At 39.2% G+C, this 15,580-nt stretch carries 14 protein-coding genes; 5 read left to right on the forward strand and 9 right to left on the reverse strand.

Going from position 1 to position 15,580, the window contains the following annotated elements:
• Positions 1–527: 527 nt before the first annotated feature.
• Positions 528–950: a hypothetical protein gene (locus tag B2906_RS07960; protein WP_219958723.1), complete on the reverse strand. Its 423-nt coding sequence runs from the start codon at positions 948–950 to the stop codon at positions 528–530.
• Positions 951–1,030: 80 nt separating this feature from the next.
• A complete protein-coding gene (locus B2906_RS07965) occupies positions 1,031–1,999 on the reverse strand; it encodes a zinc-dependent alcohol dehydrogenase family protein (protein WP_219958722.1) in 969 nt (322 codons plus the stop codon).
• Positions 2,000–2,474: 475 nt separating this feature from the next.
• Between B2906_RS07965 and B2906_RS07970 the strand changes: the two genes are divergently transcribed.
• The 5 genes from B2906_RS07970 (at position 2,475) to B2906_RS07990 (ending at position 8,950) form a co-directional block, all read left to right on the forward strand.
• A complete protein-coding gene (locus B2906_RS07970) occupies positions 2,475–3,242 on the forward strand; it encodes an SDR family NAD(P)-dependent oxidoreductase (protein ID WP_219958721.1) in 768 nt (255 codons plus the stop codon).
• A 3-nt stretch (positions 3,243–3,245) separates the two neighbouring features.
• Positions 3,246–4,454, forward strand: a complete 1,209-nt coding sequence (locus B2906_RS07975) for an acyl-CoA dehydrogenase family protein (protein ID WP_219958720.1) — start codon at positions 3,246–3,248, stop codon at positions 4,452–4,454.
• Positions 4,451–5,476, forward strand: a complete 1,026-nt coding sequence (locus B2906_RS07980) for a phosphotransferase family protein (RefSeq protein WP_219958719.1) — start codon at positions 4,451–4,453, stop codon at positions 5,474–5,476. Before B2906_RS07975 ends, B2906_RS07980 begins: the two co-directional genes overlap by 4 nt.
• 1 nt (position 5,477) lies before the next feature.
• Positions 5,478–6,353, forward strand: coding sequence for a 3-hydroxyacyl-CoA dehydrogenase (locus B2906_RS07985; protein WP_219958718.1), 876 nt, complete (start codon positions 5,478–5,480; stop codon positions 6,351–6,353).
• 206 nt (positions 6,354–6,559) lie between these two features.
• The gene (locus B2906_RS07990; protein ID WP_219958717.1) at positions 6,560–8,950 is read left to right on the forward strand and encodes a hybrid sensor histidine kinase/response regulator; all 2,391 of its coding nucleotides are present in this window, start codon (positions 6,560–6,562) and stop codon (positions 8,948–8,950) included.
• Here the strand turns inward: B2906_RS07990 and trmB are convergent.
• The 7 genes from trmB to B2906_RS08025 are packed head-to-tail and all read right to left on the reverse strand — an operon-like array spanning position 8,947 to position 15,579.
• Positions 8,947–9,609 carry a tRNA (guanosine(46)-N7)-methyltransferase TrmB gene (gene trmB / locus B2906_RS07995; RefSeq protein ID WP_091654037.1) on the reverse strand — a complete coding sequence of 221 codons (663 nt, stop codon included), beginning with the start codon at positions 9,607–9,609 and terminating at the stop codon, positions 8,947–8,949. The genes B2906_RS07990 and trmB overlap by 4 nt on opposite strands.
• A 2-nt stretch (positions 9,610–9,611) precedes the next feature.
• Positions 9,612–10,898, reverse strand: a complete 1,287-nt coding sequence (locus B2906_RS08000) for a bifunctional folylpolyglutamate synthase/dihydrofolate synthase (RefSeq protein ID WP_219958716.1) — start codon at positions 10,896–10,898, stop codon at positions 9,612–9,614.
• 2 nt (positions 10,899–10,900) lie between these two features.
• On the reverse strand, positions 10,901–11,857 hold the full coding sequence (locus B2906_RS08005; RefSeq protein ID WP_219958715.1) for an energy transducer TonB: 957 nt from the start codon (positions 11,855–11,857) through the stop codon (positions 10,901–10,903).
• A 1-nt stretch (position 11,858) separates the two neighbouring features.
• Positions 11,859–12,248: an ExbD/TolR family protein gene (locus B2906_RS08010; protein ID WP_091654043.1), complete on the reverse strand. Its 390-nt coding sequence runs from the start codon at positions 12,246–12,248 to the stop codon at positions 11,859–11,861.
• Between the two features lies 1 nt (position 12,249).
• Positions 12,250–12,939, reverse strand: coding sequence for a MotA/TolQ/ExbB proton channel family protein (locus B2906_RS08015; protein ID WP_091654044.1), 690 nt, complete (start codon positions 12,937–12,939; stop codon positions 12,250–12,252).
• 1 nt (position 12,940) lies between these two features.
• Complete coding sequence (locus tag B2906_RS08020) at positions 12,941–13,825, reverse strand: SPOR domain-containing protein (protein ID WP_219958714.1); 885 nt, start codon at positions 13,823–13,825, stop codon at positions 12,941–12,943.
• A gap of 56 nt (positions 13,826–13,881) precedes the next feature.
• Positions 13,882–15,579 (reverse strand): TonB-dependent receptor, encoded by a 1,698-nt coding sequence (locus B2906_RS08025; protein WP_219958713.1) that lies wholly within the window; start codon positions 15,577–15,579, stop codon positions 13,882–13,884.
• Position 15,580 lies beyond the last annotated feature (1 nt).

Here is a 15,580-nt window from a genome sequence, read left to right on the forward strand (position 1 = left end):
GCTAAACTGACGGCTATGGCCTGCCAACGGCAGGGTTGGAGCTTCCTAGCGCTCTTTCTGGCTCAAAAACTTTCGTTTTTGCCCTGTCTTGTCCCGTACAGCTGTCGGGATTGGTTCTTTTGCTTCAAGGCAAAAGAACAAAGAGAAAAAAGAAAATGATTAATTGAAGAAGCAGGATTTTTAGTTATCTAAACCTACTTTCCACAATAAAAAAAATCCGAAATAAGTAAAATTTCGGATTTTAATTTGTTTTAAAAAGCAGCTGAATCTAAGGTCATTTCTATCGTTTTGACCTACATTACGACCCTGTACGATTGACTGGACTTTCAATGTGACAAATTGCACTTTTTAGACAGCATTTTAATTTTCTATGAACATCCGCTTTCTTACCAGTAATAAGATTTATTTGGCCTAATATTAGCCCAGAGGATCAGAATCCGGAAGCTTCGGTCATCGGTCATCGGTCTTCCAATCGGTCAAGCAAAGAAAATATGGTAATAGGCAAGATTGCGGATAATCAGATTATTTTAACGGCTTCTCCAAAGATCCTTCAATTGCCTTCCATTGATCAGCATCACGAACCTAGCTGGATTAGGAACTAGCACAATCCTTACATCCTGCCTGTCAAATTGATCCGATTCAATTGGAACACCTTCTTGACCTCCTACTTCATAACTGATTATACCATTGGCATCCGGTAATAAGGGCTTGTATTTATTAGCGATATAAGCCGTAGGAAGAAGAATATCAGTATCCGATTTCAACACGGAGTAAATTTTCTCTAATTCTTTTTCTAAAACTGTCTCATAATCCTCATTGAAATCATCCTCCAAGTCATGGATCTCCTCTTCAAGATCATCGTAATCCTCATGATTATAATCCATCTGCGCGAGTTGATTTCTTTTTTCAACAATTTCGGTTAGCTCTTTATCCAGCTTGTCCCAATTCATTACGTTCTGTCTTTTTGTTTTAGTTTTCAAAGTACAAAGATGGCCATTCCCTTTTTTTATAAAGAATGATTTGCGAGAAATTAACTCACTAAGAGAATTTTTCCGTTTCTACCGGGCATTTCGTAGGAATTCAGAGCCTCTTTGAATGCTGCCAAAGGGAATTTTCCTGCGATATCAATTTTGGAATCATCTTTCATCAAAAAGCCAAAAACTTTCAAAAAGGCCTGACCTCTAGTCTTTGGATCAGTTTCATCCATCCAAGTACTCAACCAAAATGCCTCAATTTGAAGGTTATTGAAAATCATCAAACCGCTGTTAACAGGCATATTTTCCAAACTCAATGCCCCAAAAACCATCATTTTCCCTTTAGGGCGAAGTGAAGCTAGTGCTTTAGCTCCCAAGGTCCCTCCTACCGCATCGAATACCACATGGACACCGCCATCGGTTTTTTCCGGCAATACTTTTTGTATCTTTTCTTTTTCAGAATTGATCACTAAATCTGCACCCATTTTTTCCAAATACTCGATTTGGTCATCATGTCTTACAGTGGCAGCCACCTTGATTCCTCTTTCCTTGGCCATCTGAAGCGCAAACTTCCCGAATGCAGAAGCTCCTGCTGTGATCAGCAACCAGTCACCTTCTTTCAGGCCTGATTTCTCCAGCATTCCATAAGCCGTCATAGGATTAACAAAAGCCTGACAGGCCACCTCATCTGGCATACCCTCTGGAATTGGGATCGCTAGAGAAGCAGGAACACAAACATATTCTTTCCAAGTACCGATTGCGGAAAACATTACTCTGGTACCTTCTTTCAAAATTCCTCCGGCATCTCCTTTTTCTACTACTCCTGCTGCTTCAAATCCAGCACTGCTTGGTAATACCGGAGCGATTCCATACATCCCTCTGATAAACATGATATCCGATGGGTTGATATTCCTGGCAGTGACTTTAATCAACACTTGGCCTTCTTTAGGCTGAGGCATTGGAGATTCTTTCAGTTCAAGGACTTCTGATGGAAGACCGGTTTTTTCAAAAATTACTTCTTTCATGGAGTTTTAGTTGATATGAATAGTCTTAAAATGTTCTGATTATCCGCAATCATGCCAGGTGCCTTATTTTCATTGCTTGGCTGGTTGGATACTTCGACTTCGCTCAGTACAGGCGACCGATGACCTCTGCCTACCGGCAGACAGGGAAGACCCAGCCGCGGCAGGCAGGCGAAGCTTCCGGATTCTGATCCTTTCAGCAGACAATAAGCCGTATTTTTTCAATACTGGTAAGAAAGCGGATATCCATTTAAAATATTTATTTTTTGGTAGTAATGCCTATCATCGAAACCAATCTATAAATTCAGTTTCACAGCTATTTGCTTTTAAATAATAAATAGTTAGCTGACATTGTTTCGATTTTAAAAGAGCTACTTGCCAATTTAAGCAAAATAAAACTAGAAATATATTAGTACATAGACTTACCTACCGCTTGATTTTTTTCTATCTTGAACAAGAGATAAAAAATAAACTTTCAATGGATTTATCAAGCGTTTTTTCATTAGACAACAAAGTAGCTCTGATAACTGGAGCATCCAAAGGGATTGGATTGGCAATTGCCGAAATATTTGCAGCAGCAGGTGCAAAAGTGGTCATTAGCAGTAGAAAGCAAGAAGCATTGGATGAAATGGCCAATCATCTTAAATCACGTGGCTATGAGGCTACTGGAATAGCCTGTAATGTGGGGAATATGGAAGAGCTTCCTCAATTGGTGGAAAAAACAGTGGAGAAATATGGTCAAATTGATATTCTGGTCAATAACGCTGCTTCCAATCCAGTCTTTGGCCCAGTGCATGAAACGAGCCTGGAAGCATTTGATAAAATCATGGATGTGAACGTCAAAGCTCCTTTTGAGCTTACAAGGCTTTGTTTTCCACATCTCCGAAAATCAGCACAAGCATCAGTAATCAACATCAGCTCTATTGGAGGCATTTCGCCAGAACACGGATTAGGTATTTATTCTGTCAGCAAATCTGCCTTAATCTCGCTAACTAAAGTATATGCAAAGGAATGGGGAGATGCCAAAATCAGAGTAAATGCCATTTGCCCAGGATTAATCCAAACGAAGTTTTCAGAGGCGCTTTGGACTAATGATAAAATCATGTCCGTGGTGATGAAACAGCTCGCAATCAAGCGAGCCGGTACCAGTGAAGAAATCGGAGCAATGGCCTTGTTTTTAGCTTCCTCGGCTTCATCCTACACAACAGGAGGAGTTTTTACGGCTGATGGAGGATTTACTATTTAATGTATGATTGATTCGAAAAATAAACCCAAAACCGATCTTGCTGGCATTTTAAATCAATACCGGGACTTTGTAAAGCAAGAGCTATTTCCTATTGATTTGAAAGTTGTCCAAGGACCTTTTAAGTCTTACCTACCTCAATTAAATGCCTTGAGAGAAAAGGCAAAAAAGCTCGGCTTATTTGCGCCTCATCTATCTGAAAAAGAAGGAGGCTTAGGGTTGAGTCTTTTGGAATTTGCCCATGTGTCAGAAATTCTGGGTCAAAGCCCGCTAGGACATTACGTTTTTAATTGCAATGCTCCGGATATAGGGAACATGGAGCTGTTGCATTTATTTGGCTCTGATTTCCAGAAGGAAAAGTTTTTAAAACCTTTACAAAAAGGAGAAATCAGAAGTTGCTTTGCGATGACAGAGCCGGAAAATGCAGGCAGTAATCCTGTCAATCTAAGCACAGTAGCTAAAAGAGAAGGAGATCATTATATCATCAATGGTCACAAATGGTTTACCACGGCTGCGGATGGGGCATCATTTACGATAGTCATGGCTGTAACCAATCCGGAAGCAAATTCACCTTACCAAAAGGCAAGTATGGTGATCGTTCCTTTAGATAATCCTGGTTATCAATTAGTACGAAACATCCCTATTATGGGAGAAACTGGAGAAGATTATTTTTCCCATGCCGAAGTAAAATTCACAGATTGCAAAGTTCATGCAACTCATTTGATTGGGGAGGAAGGCCAAGGTTTTGTGCTTGCGCAGGAAAGATTGGGGCCTGGCAGAATTCATCATTGCATGAGATGGATAGGCATTTGTGAACGCGTATTTTCTATGATGTGTCAGAGAGCAGTTGATAGAGAGCTGTCACCGGGCAAAAGTCTTGCAGAAAAGCAAACCATTCAAAATTGGATAGCGGAAAGTAGAGCTGAAATCAATGCGAGCAGATTGATGGTGCTGGATACTGCCCGAAAAATGAAAGAGCAAGGAGCCAAAGCTGCCAAGGAGGAGATTTCTACTATCAAATTTTTTGTAGCCGATGTATTGATGAAAGTAATAGACCGAGCTATTCAGGTACATGGAGCATTGGGTGTCACCGATGATACGCTACTTTCTTTTTGGTACCGACATGAAAGAGGAGCCAGAATTTACGATGGACCGGATGAGGTGCATAAATCCTCTCTGGCAAGAAGTATTTTGAAAAACTACCAGCGCAAATGAAAGAGCTAGAATTTGATAAACTCAAGGACTTGTTGCATGAAAAGTTCGATTGGGATCCTTCCACCATAGAAATCAAAGCTCTATCTGGAGGTTTTTCGAATCTCACTTTCCTGGTACAAACCCCCACCCATCGCTATGCACTGAGACGACCACCCTTTGGTTATCAAATCAGTAGTGCCCATGACATGGTCAGGGAAAGCAATGTATTGGAAGCATTACAACGAGCAGGATACTCTAAAAGTCCCAAACCAGTTTTACTTTTTGAAGATGAGACGGTTTTAGGATCGCCATTCTTCATGATGGAATTTGTGGAGGGTATTGTCTTGAGAAATAAAATTCCCCAAGGAGTTCAAATCACTGAGTCTGATTTCCAAAATCTATCCAAACACACCTTAGATACCCTTTTAGAGCTTCATCATTTGGAGCTGAATCGATCTGGTCTTATTAATCTCGGAAAGCCGGAAGGATATGTCAATAGGCAAGTTTTGGGTTGGGCGGACCGTTATTCCCGCGCAGCGACAGAGGTGATTCCAGAAATGGAAAAAACCTCAGAATGGTTGAAATTAAATATCCCCGATCAAGAAAATGTCGGCTTCATCCACAATGATTTTAAGTATGATAATCTGGTCTTAGACCAGAATAATATCACTGAAATCAAGGCTCTTTTGGATTGGGAAATGGCAACTGTAGGAGATCCATTGATGGACTTGGGGACAAGTTTGGCTTATTGGGCAGAATCAGATGATCCTGAAATCCTCAAGATGTTTAACCTGACTCATCTTCCCGGAAACTTCACGAGAAAGGAAGTTATCTCCTATTATGATTTACACAGCGGACTTGATCTGAGCAATATCCTTTTTTATTACGTTTTTGGGCTCTTTAAGGTAGGAGTAATTGCACAGCAGATTTATAAAAGATATAAGTTAGGACAGGCTGCTGACCCTCGATTTGCAGTTTTGATTGAAGTAGTAAAAGCCGCAGGAAAGAAAGCTAAAAACAGTATCATCACAGAAACTATTTAATATGGAAATCCAAAACGTTTGTATTCTTGGAGCAGGAACTTTAGGATCCCGAGTAGCATTACAGGCAGCTATTTCAGGGTATCAGGTTTCGATTTTTGACATTACAGATAAAGCACTTGATTTTTCATTTGAAACAATGAAAAAGATATTGGCACAACTCGATAAAGGAGCTTATCTGAAGGAAAATCAGGAAAAAATTCTTTCTAGGGTCTACTTTACTTTAGATCCAGAAAAGGCTGTAAAAGATGCAGATCTAATCAATGAAAGCGTCACAGAAGACATTGAATTGAAAAAGAAGGTATGGAAGCAGTTTGGTGAATTAGCACCTGAAAAAACCATCCTTACTACGAATACATCCTATTTGCTTCCTTCCATGTTTGCCGATATCTCGGGTAAGCCTTCAAAATTTTGTGCTTTACACTTTCATGACGTCTTCTACTCTCGGGTTGTAGACATCATGCCTCATCCCGGAACTGACCCAAGTCTGATTCCTTTGTTGGAGAAATTTGGAAAAAGTTTGAATCAAGTTCCAGTTTTAGTGAAAAAAGAAAATCCTGGGTACATTTTTAATACCATGCTATTAGCCTTGATAGGTGCAGCCGGTAAGCTATTAACGGGAGAAGTAGCCTCTGTAGAGGATATCGACAAATCTTGGATGGTCAATTTCCACATGCCAATGGGGCCTTTTGGGATTTTGGATAGTATTGGATTGGATACAGCTTGGCATGTGACCAAATCCAGAGAAGATTCAGCATCTAAAGCATTCGCAGCACACCATAAAACTTATATCGATCAAGGGAAACTGGGTGAGAAAACAGGGGAAGGATTCTATAAATATCCCAATCCGTCTTATAAAGATCCAAATTTCGTGATTTAAGGATTTGGTTATATTTTTATTTGATCGGTTCTATTTATATATCATCGGAAATTATTTATATAAATGAATAGGTAACTAGAAGTAGTACTTATCATTTAATTAAATTATTAAGGATTACATTTTTGATAATTTCAAGTTCAATAATCTGAATTCGAAAGGAATCTCGTATATCTGTCGTAATCTTGACACCTTAATTTTAGATTCCTATGAAAAATAAAATAGTTAAGATCATCATTCTAGGTCTTATCCTATTTTTGCCGCGATTGACCTACGCACAAGTAAATGTTTCACAAATTAGGGAATACCCATTTTCTGTATTCCGTGACTCTAAGCTTTTCGATGCCAAGGACTCTATATATACCATACAAAGTATACTCTCTAATGAAGAGATTTTACCATTCAATGATATACCAAATAGAAATTCAAATCTTGGTTTTACCACTTCTAATTATTGGGTCAAATTCAGTTTGACAAATGATAGCGAAGAGGATAAAGTATTTTTCTTTGAAACTGGAAGACCCATCACGGATTCAGTAGTATTATATCAAGTTCAAGAAGGGCTGATCAATCAAAAACTGACGAATGGAGATCTAGTCAGATGGGAAGATCGGGCATTTGATCATAGAAAGACCATTTTTCCGCTCAAGCTTGAAGCCGGGAAAAGTGCTGATTTTTTCATCAACTATCAAAGTGATGGAGAAGTCATCAATCTCCCTTTGGAATTAAACTCCCCGAGTTCATTAATCAGCAGCTCCTATTTCGATCAGTTGATCTATGGGATTTTCTATGGCATCTTATTATTAACAGGAATCACCTATCTATTTTTCTATTTTGGTATCAAAGAGAAAAGTTTTTTACTCTATATCACTTATGTATTCTCTGTAGCATTATTACACTTAGGCTTAGATGGTTACCTCTACCAATACATCTTTCAATCGCCTGGTTTTTTAGCAGATAAAAGCATTCTAATCGCTGCAGTTTTTTCAACTTTAGCATTTGGAAGATATACTCAGGTTTATATCCAAATTGAAGAAATCAGTAAAGCTTTAAATAAGATTTTTTCAGGATTAATTATTGGAATAATCGCTTTGTTTGTTTTTGTGATATTCGTGGATGCCTGGTGGCAACTATACTATCCAGCGGCAAATGGCTTAGCTCTAATTTTATTGCTATTAGTAATTTCTTCCATAATTATTGGGTACATCAAAGGAAAAAAGATAGACGCATTTTTCACCATCGGTATATTCTTCCTTACCCTAGGCTTTATTCTTTTTATATTGAATAATTTCAGTGTAATACCCAATACCTTTATCACAGAAAACGCTTCTAAAATCGGAACTGGACTTGAAATCATTTTCTTGTCACTCTCCATGGCAAACCGAATCAGTCTACTGAGATCAGAGAAAGAAAAAGCTCAAGAAGAGGCCTTGCAGCAATCAGAGGAGAGCAACCAAATAAAGTCTTACTTCCTTTCTAATATGAGTCATGAATTGAGAACTCCTCTCAATGCGATTTTAGGACTATCAGAATCCATCATGAGGGATTTGCCAGATGAAAAGGTCAAGGAGAATCTGGAAGTCATCAAATACTCATCGCTCTCCCTTCTCTCCTCCATTGACGATATTCTTGATTATTCTAAGATTGAAAAAAATGAGCTGAATCTAGAAAGCAGACCTTTTAGTGTTCATAAAGTAATCAATGAATTGAAAGCCATCACTTACCAACAAGCTAGGGATAAAGGCCTTCAGTTTGCTTATGAAGAAAAAGCAATATTGCCTGAACGCGCAATTGGAGATGCAACTAGATTCCGTCAGATTCTTGGGAATGTTTTGAATAATGCTGTCAAGTTCACCAATGAAGGTTCGATAAAACTGGAAGTGCTTGATTATGAAGATAAAAAAGACAAACATCTACTGACCTTTTCCATCAAAGACACAGGCGCAGGCATAAAAAAGGCGAAGCTTGACAGGATATATGAATCATTTATTCAGGAGCAAATTGATGATAAAAGAAAATTTGGTGGCTTTGGTTTAGGGCTTTGCATTGTTAAAGCTTTGGTCGAATTACACCATGGCAAGATTCAAATTCAAAGTGAAGTGAATAAAGGCACAGAGGTCATTATCAAATTAGAATTTGATAAAGCAGCAAAGGAGACCAATGAGCTAATTTTAGCGGAGAAAAATAATTTACTTAAGGAAAAAAGAATATTAGTCGTTGAGGATAACCCTGTCAATCAGCTAGTAATCAAATCTATCCTCAAAAAGTGGGAAGGAATCAGTTATGATTTTGCAAATCATGGACTGGAAGCGCTGGATAAAATGCAGGCTAGGCAATTTGACTTGATTTTGATGGATCTTCAAATGCCTGAAATGGACGGATATGAAGCTACTCAGGCCATAAGAGCAGGCCAGGCAGGTTCACATCATCAAAATATCCCGATTATAGCAGTTACTGCCGATACTACAGAAAGAAGCAAAGCAAAAGCAATATCTGTAGGAATGGACGAATATCTCACCAAACCAGTAGATAGAGATTTGCTTTTGGAAAAGGTATTAGGAACGTTTTACCTAGAAAAGGTCAAATTGAAGTTTGATTAATTCCTGAAATGGAATTTCAAATACTTGATCTTTTCACCCTTTTCGGAAAACATCTTTTCATATCGGGTTTGGATTCCAAAGTGATCATCCTTCCATTCACTTTGATAAAAATCATGAGTAAATCCTAGAATTTCTATGTCTTCTCTGGACTGAACCAGCTCCAATGAGTAATCAAAAAGGCCAGTATTATCCGTTTTAAAATGAATAATTCCGTCTCTTTTCACCAAGGACTTATACATATCCAAAAATTTGGGAGAAGTTAATCGCCTTTTTTCATCTCCATCTCTTGGAAATGGATCTGGGAAAGTGATCCATAGTTCTGATATTTCTTCTTCTGAAAAAAACTGATCCAACTGCTGAATCTGAGTCCTCAAAAAGGCCACATTCTCAATTCCTTCTGCTGTAGCAGTAGAACTACCCTTCCAAATCCTACTTCCCTTGATGTCGACCCCAATAAAGTTTTGATTAGGAAAAACTCTGGCTAAACCCACAGTAAACTCTCCACGGCCACAGGCTAATTCAACCACAAGAGGGTTAGGATTTTTAAACTGCTTTTCATTCCAATTACCTTTGATTTCTTCAAAAATTGCTTTGCCAGCCTGGACTACATTCGGATTTAATTCGTTTTCCTTAAAACGAACCAGTTTTTTTCTACTCATTATTACAGCTCTTCGATTTCAGCGACCACAAAAGTACTGCCTCCTACAAATATCAAGTCATTTGGTCCTGCTTTTTTTCTAGCAAATTGAATTGCATCATTTACATCAGCCATTATTTGGCCCTTAATCCCTATACTTTCCGCTTTTTCAGCCAACTCACTGGCCTTCATAGCACGGGGAATATTCGCTTCGCAAAAAATAAAATTTGCAGATTGAGGTAAGAGCCTGAGAATTTTGGTTACATCTTTATCCTGCACCATTCCCAGAATCATCCATAATTGCTCATAAGAATAAGTCTCAATCTGAGTAACAATCTCTATCATACCCGGCTCATTATGCCCTGTATCACAGATTGTCAAAGGCTTTTCATACAAGGTTTGCCACCTTCCTTTCAAACCAGTACTGGCAACAACACTATCCAAACCTTCAATGATTGCCTGAGACTCTATATTCCAACCCTTCAATTTCAGTTGATATACAGTCTCAAAAATTCCAGGCAAATTCCATTTTTGATAATTCCCTAATAGCTCAAATTTAAATGAAAAGGTTGCTTTGTCGGAACTAGCCTGATAAATCGCTTTCCCCGCCTCTTCTCCATTCTTTTCAATCTTCCAGATTTGATCAGCAAAATAAAGAGGTGCTTTCTGCTTAGCTGCGTTTTCTTTAAATGTCGAAGTGGTCTCCTCTTGAGTTTGACTAATTACTACCGGCGTATGAGGCTTAATAATGCCTGCCTTTTCTCCGGCGATTTGAGGCAAGGTGTCTCCCAAAAATTGCATATGATCCCAGCCTATATTGGTGATAAGTGAAATCTCAGGGTTGATCACATTGGTGCTATCCAGTCGTCCGCCCATACCCACTTCAATTACGGCTATATCTACCTGCTGCTTGGCAAAGTACCAAAAAGCCATACCCACAGTCATTTCAAAAAAACTGGGCCTTAAATCCTCTAAAAAAGCTTTATTCTGTTCAACGAAATCAATCACAGAGATTTCCGGAATTTCTTCTCCGTCGATCTTTATTCGTTCGGTAAAGGATTTTAAATGTGGTGAGGTATACAATCCGGTCTTGTAACCAGCCTTTTGCAAAATTGCTGCTATAGAATGAGAAGAACTTCCCTTTCCATTCGTTCCAGCTATATGGATTGATTTGAATTGATGCTGAGGATTGCCTAAGTGCTCACAAAGGGCAATAGTATTACTCAGGTCTTTTTTGAAAGCAGCAGCACCTACCCTTTGAAACATAGGAAGTGCCTGATACAGGTAATCCAGCGTTTCCTGATAGGTCATAATTAATCTACCTTGATAATGAAAGTAATTTTTCCAGTGGAGAAATCGGCAACAGCTCCTCCCTGTTTTTTGAAGGAAATCTGATTGACTACCTGTCTGTAATAAGCCAATACATCATTGGATACATTATACTCCAACGGTACTGCTTGAACCACACGACCTGAGTCATCCACTGTGATTTTAAAAACTATCCTGCCGTTTCTTGTACTTACCCGGTCATTGATATTAGGTCTGGAAGCAAAATCCCATCCAGCAAGATCCAAGCTGTAGCCCGCACCTGAATTGGTACCTTGTCCGGAACCTTGGCCCATTATCGCTCTACCGTCTACAGTACCTTTAGGATCACCTTCGTCACCCTTTTCATTTGAGCTTCCTTGTGCACCTCCAGAGGCAGGAGTTGTTCCCTTACCTTTTGTGCCTCCCGCACCAAAAATCGCTCTCTGGTCAATTTTTGGTTGTTCAGGCGCTTTCTGAACAGTTTCTTCTGCCTTAGATTCTGCAGGGGTCGTCACTGTCTTTGCCGGTTCAGTTTTGGCAGGCTCTGGTTTTTTGGTAGTCTCCACGGCTTTTTTCTCACCCTTGATGGGAGAAGGCTTAGTGGTTACTGCTTCATTTGCAGCTGGCTTAGATGTTGCTTTGGGTTTTGCTGTTTCAGTCTTAGTACTTGGAGCGGGTGTAGCCGGCTGAGTTACTTGTGGCGCAATTTCTCCAGGAGCAGCGGCCTCAGTAACAGGAGTTACCGTTTCGGAAGGGGCATTTGCTGAATTTCTATCGCCAGAACCTGTAGGAGTAAATCCTAGGTTTAACTCCAATCCAAAAGTAGGTAAAGGTGGAATAGGTTGCTTCCAGACTACAATAAAGTAAAAAGCAATCAACAATAGGATGTTGATCAAAAGGGTGATCAAACCTGATCTCCTTTTATTTTGATTTTCTACTTTATCTGCATCCCAAAATTCCATTTTAATAAGGTTTTGTAGCGATAGAAACATTGGCTTCCAAACCAGCAGCTATACCGCCAATTTCCACCAAATACTCCACAGGTACTTCTTTATCAATATGTAATACGACTTGTCCTTTTTTATTTGCCAACAAATTGGTCAATTCTGCCTTAATCTGATCTCGTGCTACTACTCTATCATTTACTGCATAACGCAGGTCTTTGGTTACCGATACTGTGACCTCCTGAAGAGCAATATCAGATGTTTCACTGGAAGGTAGATTTACAGGAAGACCTGATGGCGTAATGAATGAGGATGTCAACATAAAGAATATCAACAACAGAAAGATAATATCTGTCATAGATGACATGCTGAAAGCAGTTTCTACTTTATTTTTTGACTGGAGTCCCATCTTATTTCTCTTGAAGTAATTCGATAAACTCTATGGAAGAATATTCCATGCTGTGTACCAACTTAGAAACCTGAGTAACCAGGTAGTTGTATCCTAAATAAGCCAAAATACCCACAACCAGTCCTGCTGCTGTAGTGATCATGGCCTCATATATCCCTTCGGAAAGCAATTTAGGAGAAACCATTCCTTCCTCTTGGGCAATTGCTATAAATGCCTGAATCATACCTGCCACTGTACCCAAGAAACCTATCATAGGAGCAGCACCTGAAACAGTTGCCAATAGATTGAGATTTTTCTCAAGCTTGTAGATTTCGATTTTACCTACATTCTCAATAGAAACTTCAATGTTTTTCAATGGAGATCCGATTCGCTCAATACCTTTAGCGATCATGTTAGCCACTGGTGTTTTTTCACCAGCACAGAGAATTTTTGCTTTTTCTATTTGACCACTGGAAACCAAAACTTTCACTTGGTCCAATAAATGGGAAGATGTTGCAGTAGCTTTCTTCAAGGTCATTAGCCTTTCAATAAAAATGAAAATTGCTAAGATGAAGAGTAAATAAAGCGGAATCATCATGTAACCACCTTTAATCAGGAGGTCAAGTAGTCCGATGTTTTGTCCAGCTGCATCCATTCCAAGACTGTCAGCTGCAGAAAATGAATCTGTTGAGAGGGTTTGAAGAAGAATCATATTAATATTTCAAAATCCATAATGCTTCGGTGTAGTTTTCTTTGATTTTATCCAACTCAGCACTCGCTTGACTAAAGGAACTATATTTCCCTATGGCCAATCGATAATTAGAGACCTCATCATAAGGGGCTATTAAATAAAGCTCCCTCGTGCGATCTCTGTACTGGTCAGACTCCTGAATTGCTAGTCGCTCGTTTGGCAAACTACCCACTACGATAAAATATCGGGGTCTTGCCTCTCTTGCTTCAATTCGAATCAAAGAACTCTCCTCTTTACGATCAATAGTTGTACCAGTTTCAGTACTTTCTTGAGGTGATGAGGAAAGAGCATTAGAATTTGAAATAGAATCCTGATTTTCAGTTACTTGATTTTCTTCTTTTGATGTATTATTTATTTCTTCGGTAGTATTCGCAGGACTCTCTGTTGGGGTCATGGAACTCTGAGATGCTTGTTCTGTAGGAGAGTCTGCTTTCTCCTCTTTCATCAACTGCCAAACAATGGTCGAGACCAATAGCAAGCCAATGATGGCAGCATATACAACCCAAGAATTAGATTTTTTTGGGGTCGGTTTCGGACTTACTGGCTCTGGCTTTTTGGCTATAATTTTTGGCTCAGCTGGTTTTTCAGCTTCTACCTTATCACTAACCTTCGCTTTTTCATTTACCGGCAAGACTTGTTCAGGCTTTTCTGTAGCTACTTTGGTCTTCTCTTTTTCTTCAGGCTTGGCTACAGGGATCACCTGTTCTACTTTTTTTTCTTTGGATTCAGAATCTAAATTTTTGGTAGCCTCACTCTTTGGATTATGCAAGGGTTTAACTTCCACATAAGGAAGTCCATAATCTTTCGGATCAAACCACATACGTTGTTCAGAGTTCTTTTCTGCCATTTTATAAAAAGGTAGCTACGAAACTAAGTTATTTGCCCGGAAAGGCAAACCAATTTTTAGAATTTCAGCCAAGCTCCACCAATTAATTGCACTCCCCTCACTGGATAGTTTAACCAACGGGTGTTTTGAGCATTTAATAGATTGTTGCCTTCAGCAAATACACCGATTTTTTCTGTGATTTTAAAATCTGCTTTTAACTGGAGGTCTGCAATTGTCTTTAGCTTGACCACAGGATAAGGAAGCATCGCTGCAGCGTCTGAAGGAGACAAATATCCTCTCCCCTTCAAACCACCCATTACATTGACATTAGCCTGAATTAGCAATTGCTTAAATGGAGTAACTTGGTTGTTGATTCCCAATTGCCAAGTTGGTCGGTGCCAGGCTTCTTGCTGTTGATTGAGGTCGTATTGGAATATATCCAGCCTCGAATTGAGGCTGTAAATGGAAGATAATTTGAGACCTAATTCAGCATTGATATTGAATACACTGACCTTATCATCGTAAACTATTTCAAAGCGAGAGGTATCTGCACCAGAATTCACGAAGAAATGATATTGATTAAACCGGCTGATATCAATTCCTGCCTTGTAATGAAAATTCCCCTGGAATTGTCCTTCTATTCCCCCTGCTAATTTGTAATTATTAACCGTATTAAGGAGTTGCTCGGAAGGACCCAAAAATGGATTTTGCATGACAAAACTGTAGTAGGTATTTCGCTGAACATCACCACTAAACTCTCCAAAAAAACCAAACTCTTCAGCAAACTGATAGCTGGCTTTTAAATTTGGAAAAATCCTAAAATCACTTGATTTCCCCGGTATACTATCATTTTCAGAAATAATATTCAGTCCCGCGGAAAAATTGAAAGCTTCATATTGATAAGCTACTTGCGGCCTGATGGCGAAATACGTCCTATTCCCCTGGTATAATTCATCTTCTGTGTTTGTAAAGAAGTATTCGAAACCTAGATTACCTGTCCAGTCATCACTAGGTCGAAACTTACCTTTAGCATTCAAACCAAATTCATTTTCATTGACAAAATAACTGTCCTTGAAGTTTCTGAAATTGATTTTACCTTCATATGAAACCGGTCCGGTCTTTTCAATATCCCGAATTCCGGCTTCAATTTTGACCGTGTTCAGGACATTTCCATCAAAGCCCATGAACTCCAAATTGGGATTATTATAAAAAGCACTATCCACTCCATAAAAGGAATAGGAATCCTGTGCCCAACGAAGTCCTCCAAATAGTTCAACCTGATCCATGAAATAACTAGCCGAACCTCCCAAAGTAGAATGAGACTCTTTGGACTCTTCAGCCAAAACCGGACCCTTTCCAAAGCTTTGATGTCTCAAATCTATGGCGTAATTCCAATCATAAACCTCTGTAGCCATAAATCTGGCTTCCAACAAGGGACTTGCAAAATTACCATAACCCGCCTTCAGAAAGCCCGGATATAAATCTATTCTCTCCTGTCTATAATTTTTTTGAACGGGCTCAGCTTCCAGTTTTACCGGAGGCAGATTTAATTCGTAGAAATTCACCTGGTAATTAAAATCACTCAGACCTTTGGGCTGAGGCAAAACAGGAAGTTTCTCAAAAATTCTAGGCTGAGTGGGCAAAGTCAAAACTCTGTCTTTACGGATGACAAACTCCTGATCCTGAACTTCTCCACGAGATTGAATCTGAGCTTTAACTTCAGCACCTGCACCAAATACCAGCGCTAAACAGAAAGGTATGCAAAGCTTTTTCATG

The sequence above is a fragment of the Algoriphagus sp. UBA3586 genome, assembly GCF_002376385.1.
GTDB classification, from domain to species: domain Bacteria; phylum Bacteroidota; class Bacteroidia; order Cytophagales; family Cyclobacteriaceae; genus Algoriphagus; species Algoriphagus ornithinivorans.

Bases quoted from the DNA above. Each gene is read 5' to 3' on its own strand.
- B2906_RS08010 (WP_091654043.1), bottom strand. From the start codon at position 12,248: ATGGGACTCCAGTCAAAAAATAAAGTAGAAACTGCTTTCAGCATGTCA.
- B2906_RS08020 (WP_219958714.1), bottom strand. From the start codon at position 13,825: ATGGCAGAAAAGAACTCTGAACAACGTATGTGGTTTGATCCGAAAGAT.
- B2906_RS07985 (WP_219958718.1), top strand. From the start codon at position 5,478: ATGGAAATCCAAAACGTTTGTATTCTTGGAGCAGGAACTTTAGGATCC.
- B2906_RS07960 (WP_219958723.1), bottom strand. From the start codon at position 950: ATGAATTGGGACAAGCTGGATAAAGAGCTAACCGAAATTGTTGAAAAA.
- B2906_RS08000 (WP_219958716.1), bottom strand. From the start codon at position 10,898: ATGACCTATCAGGAAACGCTGGATTACCTGTATCAGGCACTTCCTATG.
- B2906_RS07965 (WP_219958722.1), bottom strand. From the start codon at position 1,999: ATGAAAGAAGTAATTTTTGAAAAAACCGGTCTTCCATCAGAAGTCCTT.
- B2906_RS07990 (WP_219958717.1), top strand. From the start codon at position 6,560: ATGAAAAATAAAATAGTTAAGATCATCATTCTAGGTCTTATCCTATTT.
- B2906_RS08025 (WP_219958713.1), bottom strand. From the start codon at position 15,579: ATGAAAAAGCTTTGCATACCTTTCTGTTTAGCGCTGGTATTTGGTGCA.
- B2906_RS07970 (WP_219958721.1), top strand. From the start codon at position 2,475: ATGGATTTATCAAGCGTTTTTTCATTAGACAACAAAGTAGCTCTGATA.
- B2906_RS08015 (WP_091654044.1), bottom strand. From the start codon at position 12,939: ATGATTCTTCTTCAAACCCTCTCAACAGATTCATTTTCTGCAGCTGAC.
- B2906_RS07980 (WP_219958719.1), top strand. From the start codon at position 4,451: ATGAAAGAGCTAGAATTTGATAAACTCAAGGACTTGTTGCATGAAAAG.
- B2906_RS07975 (WP_219958720.1), top strand. From the start codon at position 3,246: ATGATTGATTCGAAAAATAAACCCAAAACCGATCTTGCTGGCATTTTA.
- B2906_RS08005 (WP_219958715.1), bottom strand. From the start codon at position 11,857: ATGGAATTTTGGGATGCAGATAAAGTAGAAAATCAAAATAAAAGGAGA.
- trmB (WP_091654037.1), bottom strand. From the start codon at position 9,609: ATGAGTAGAAAAAAACTGGTTCGTTTTAAGGAAAACGAATTAAATCCG.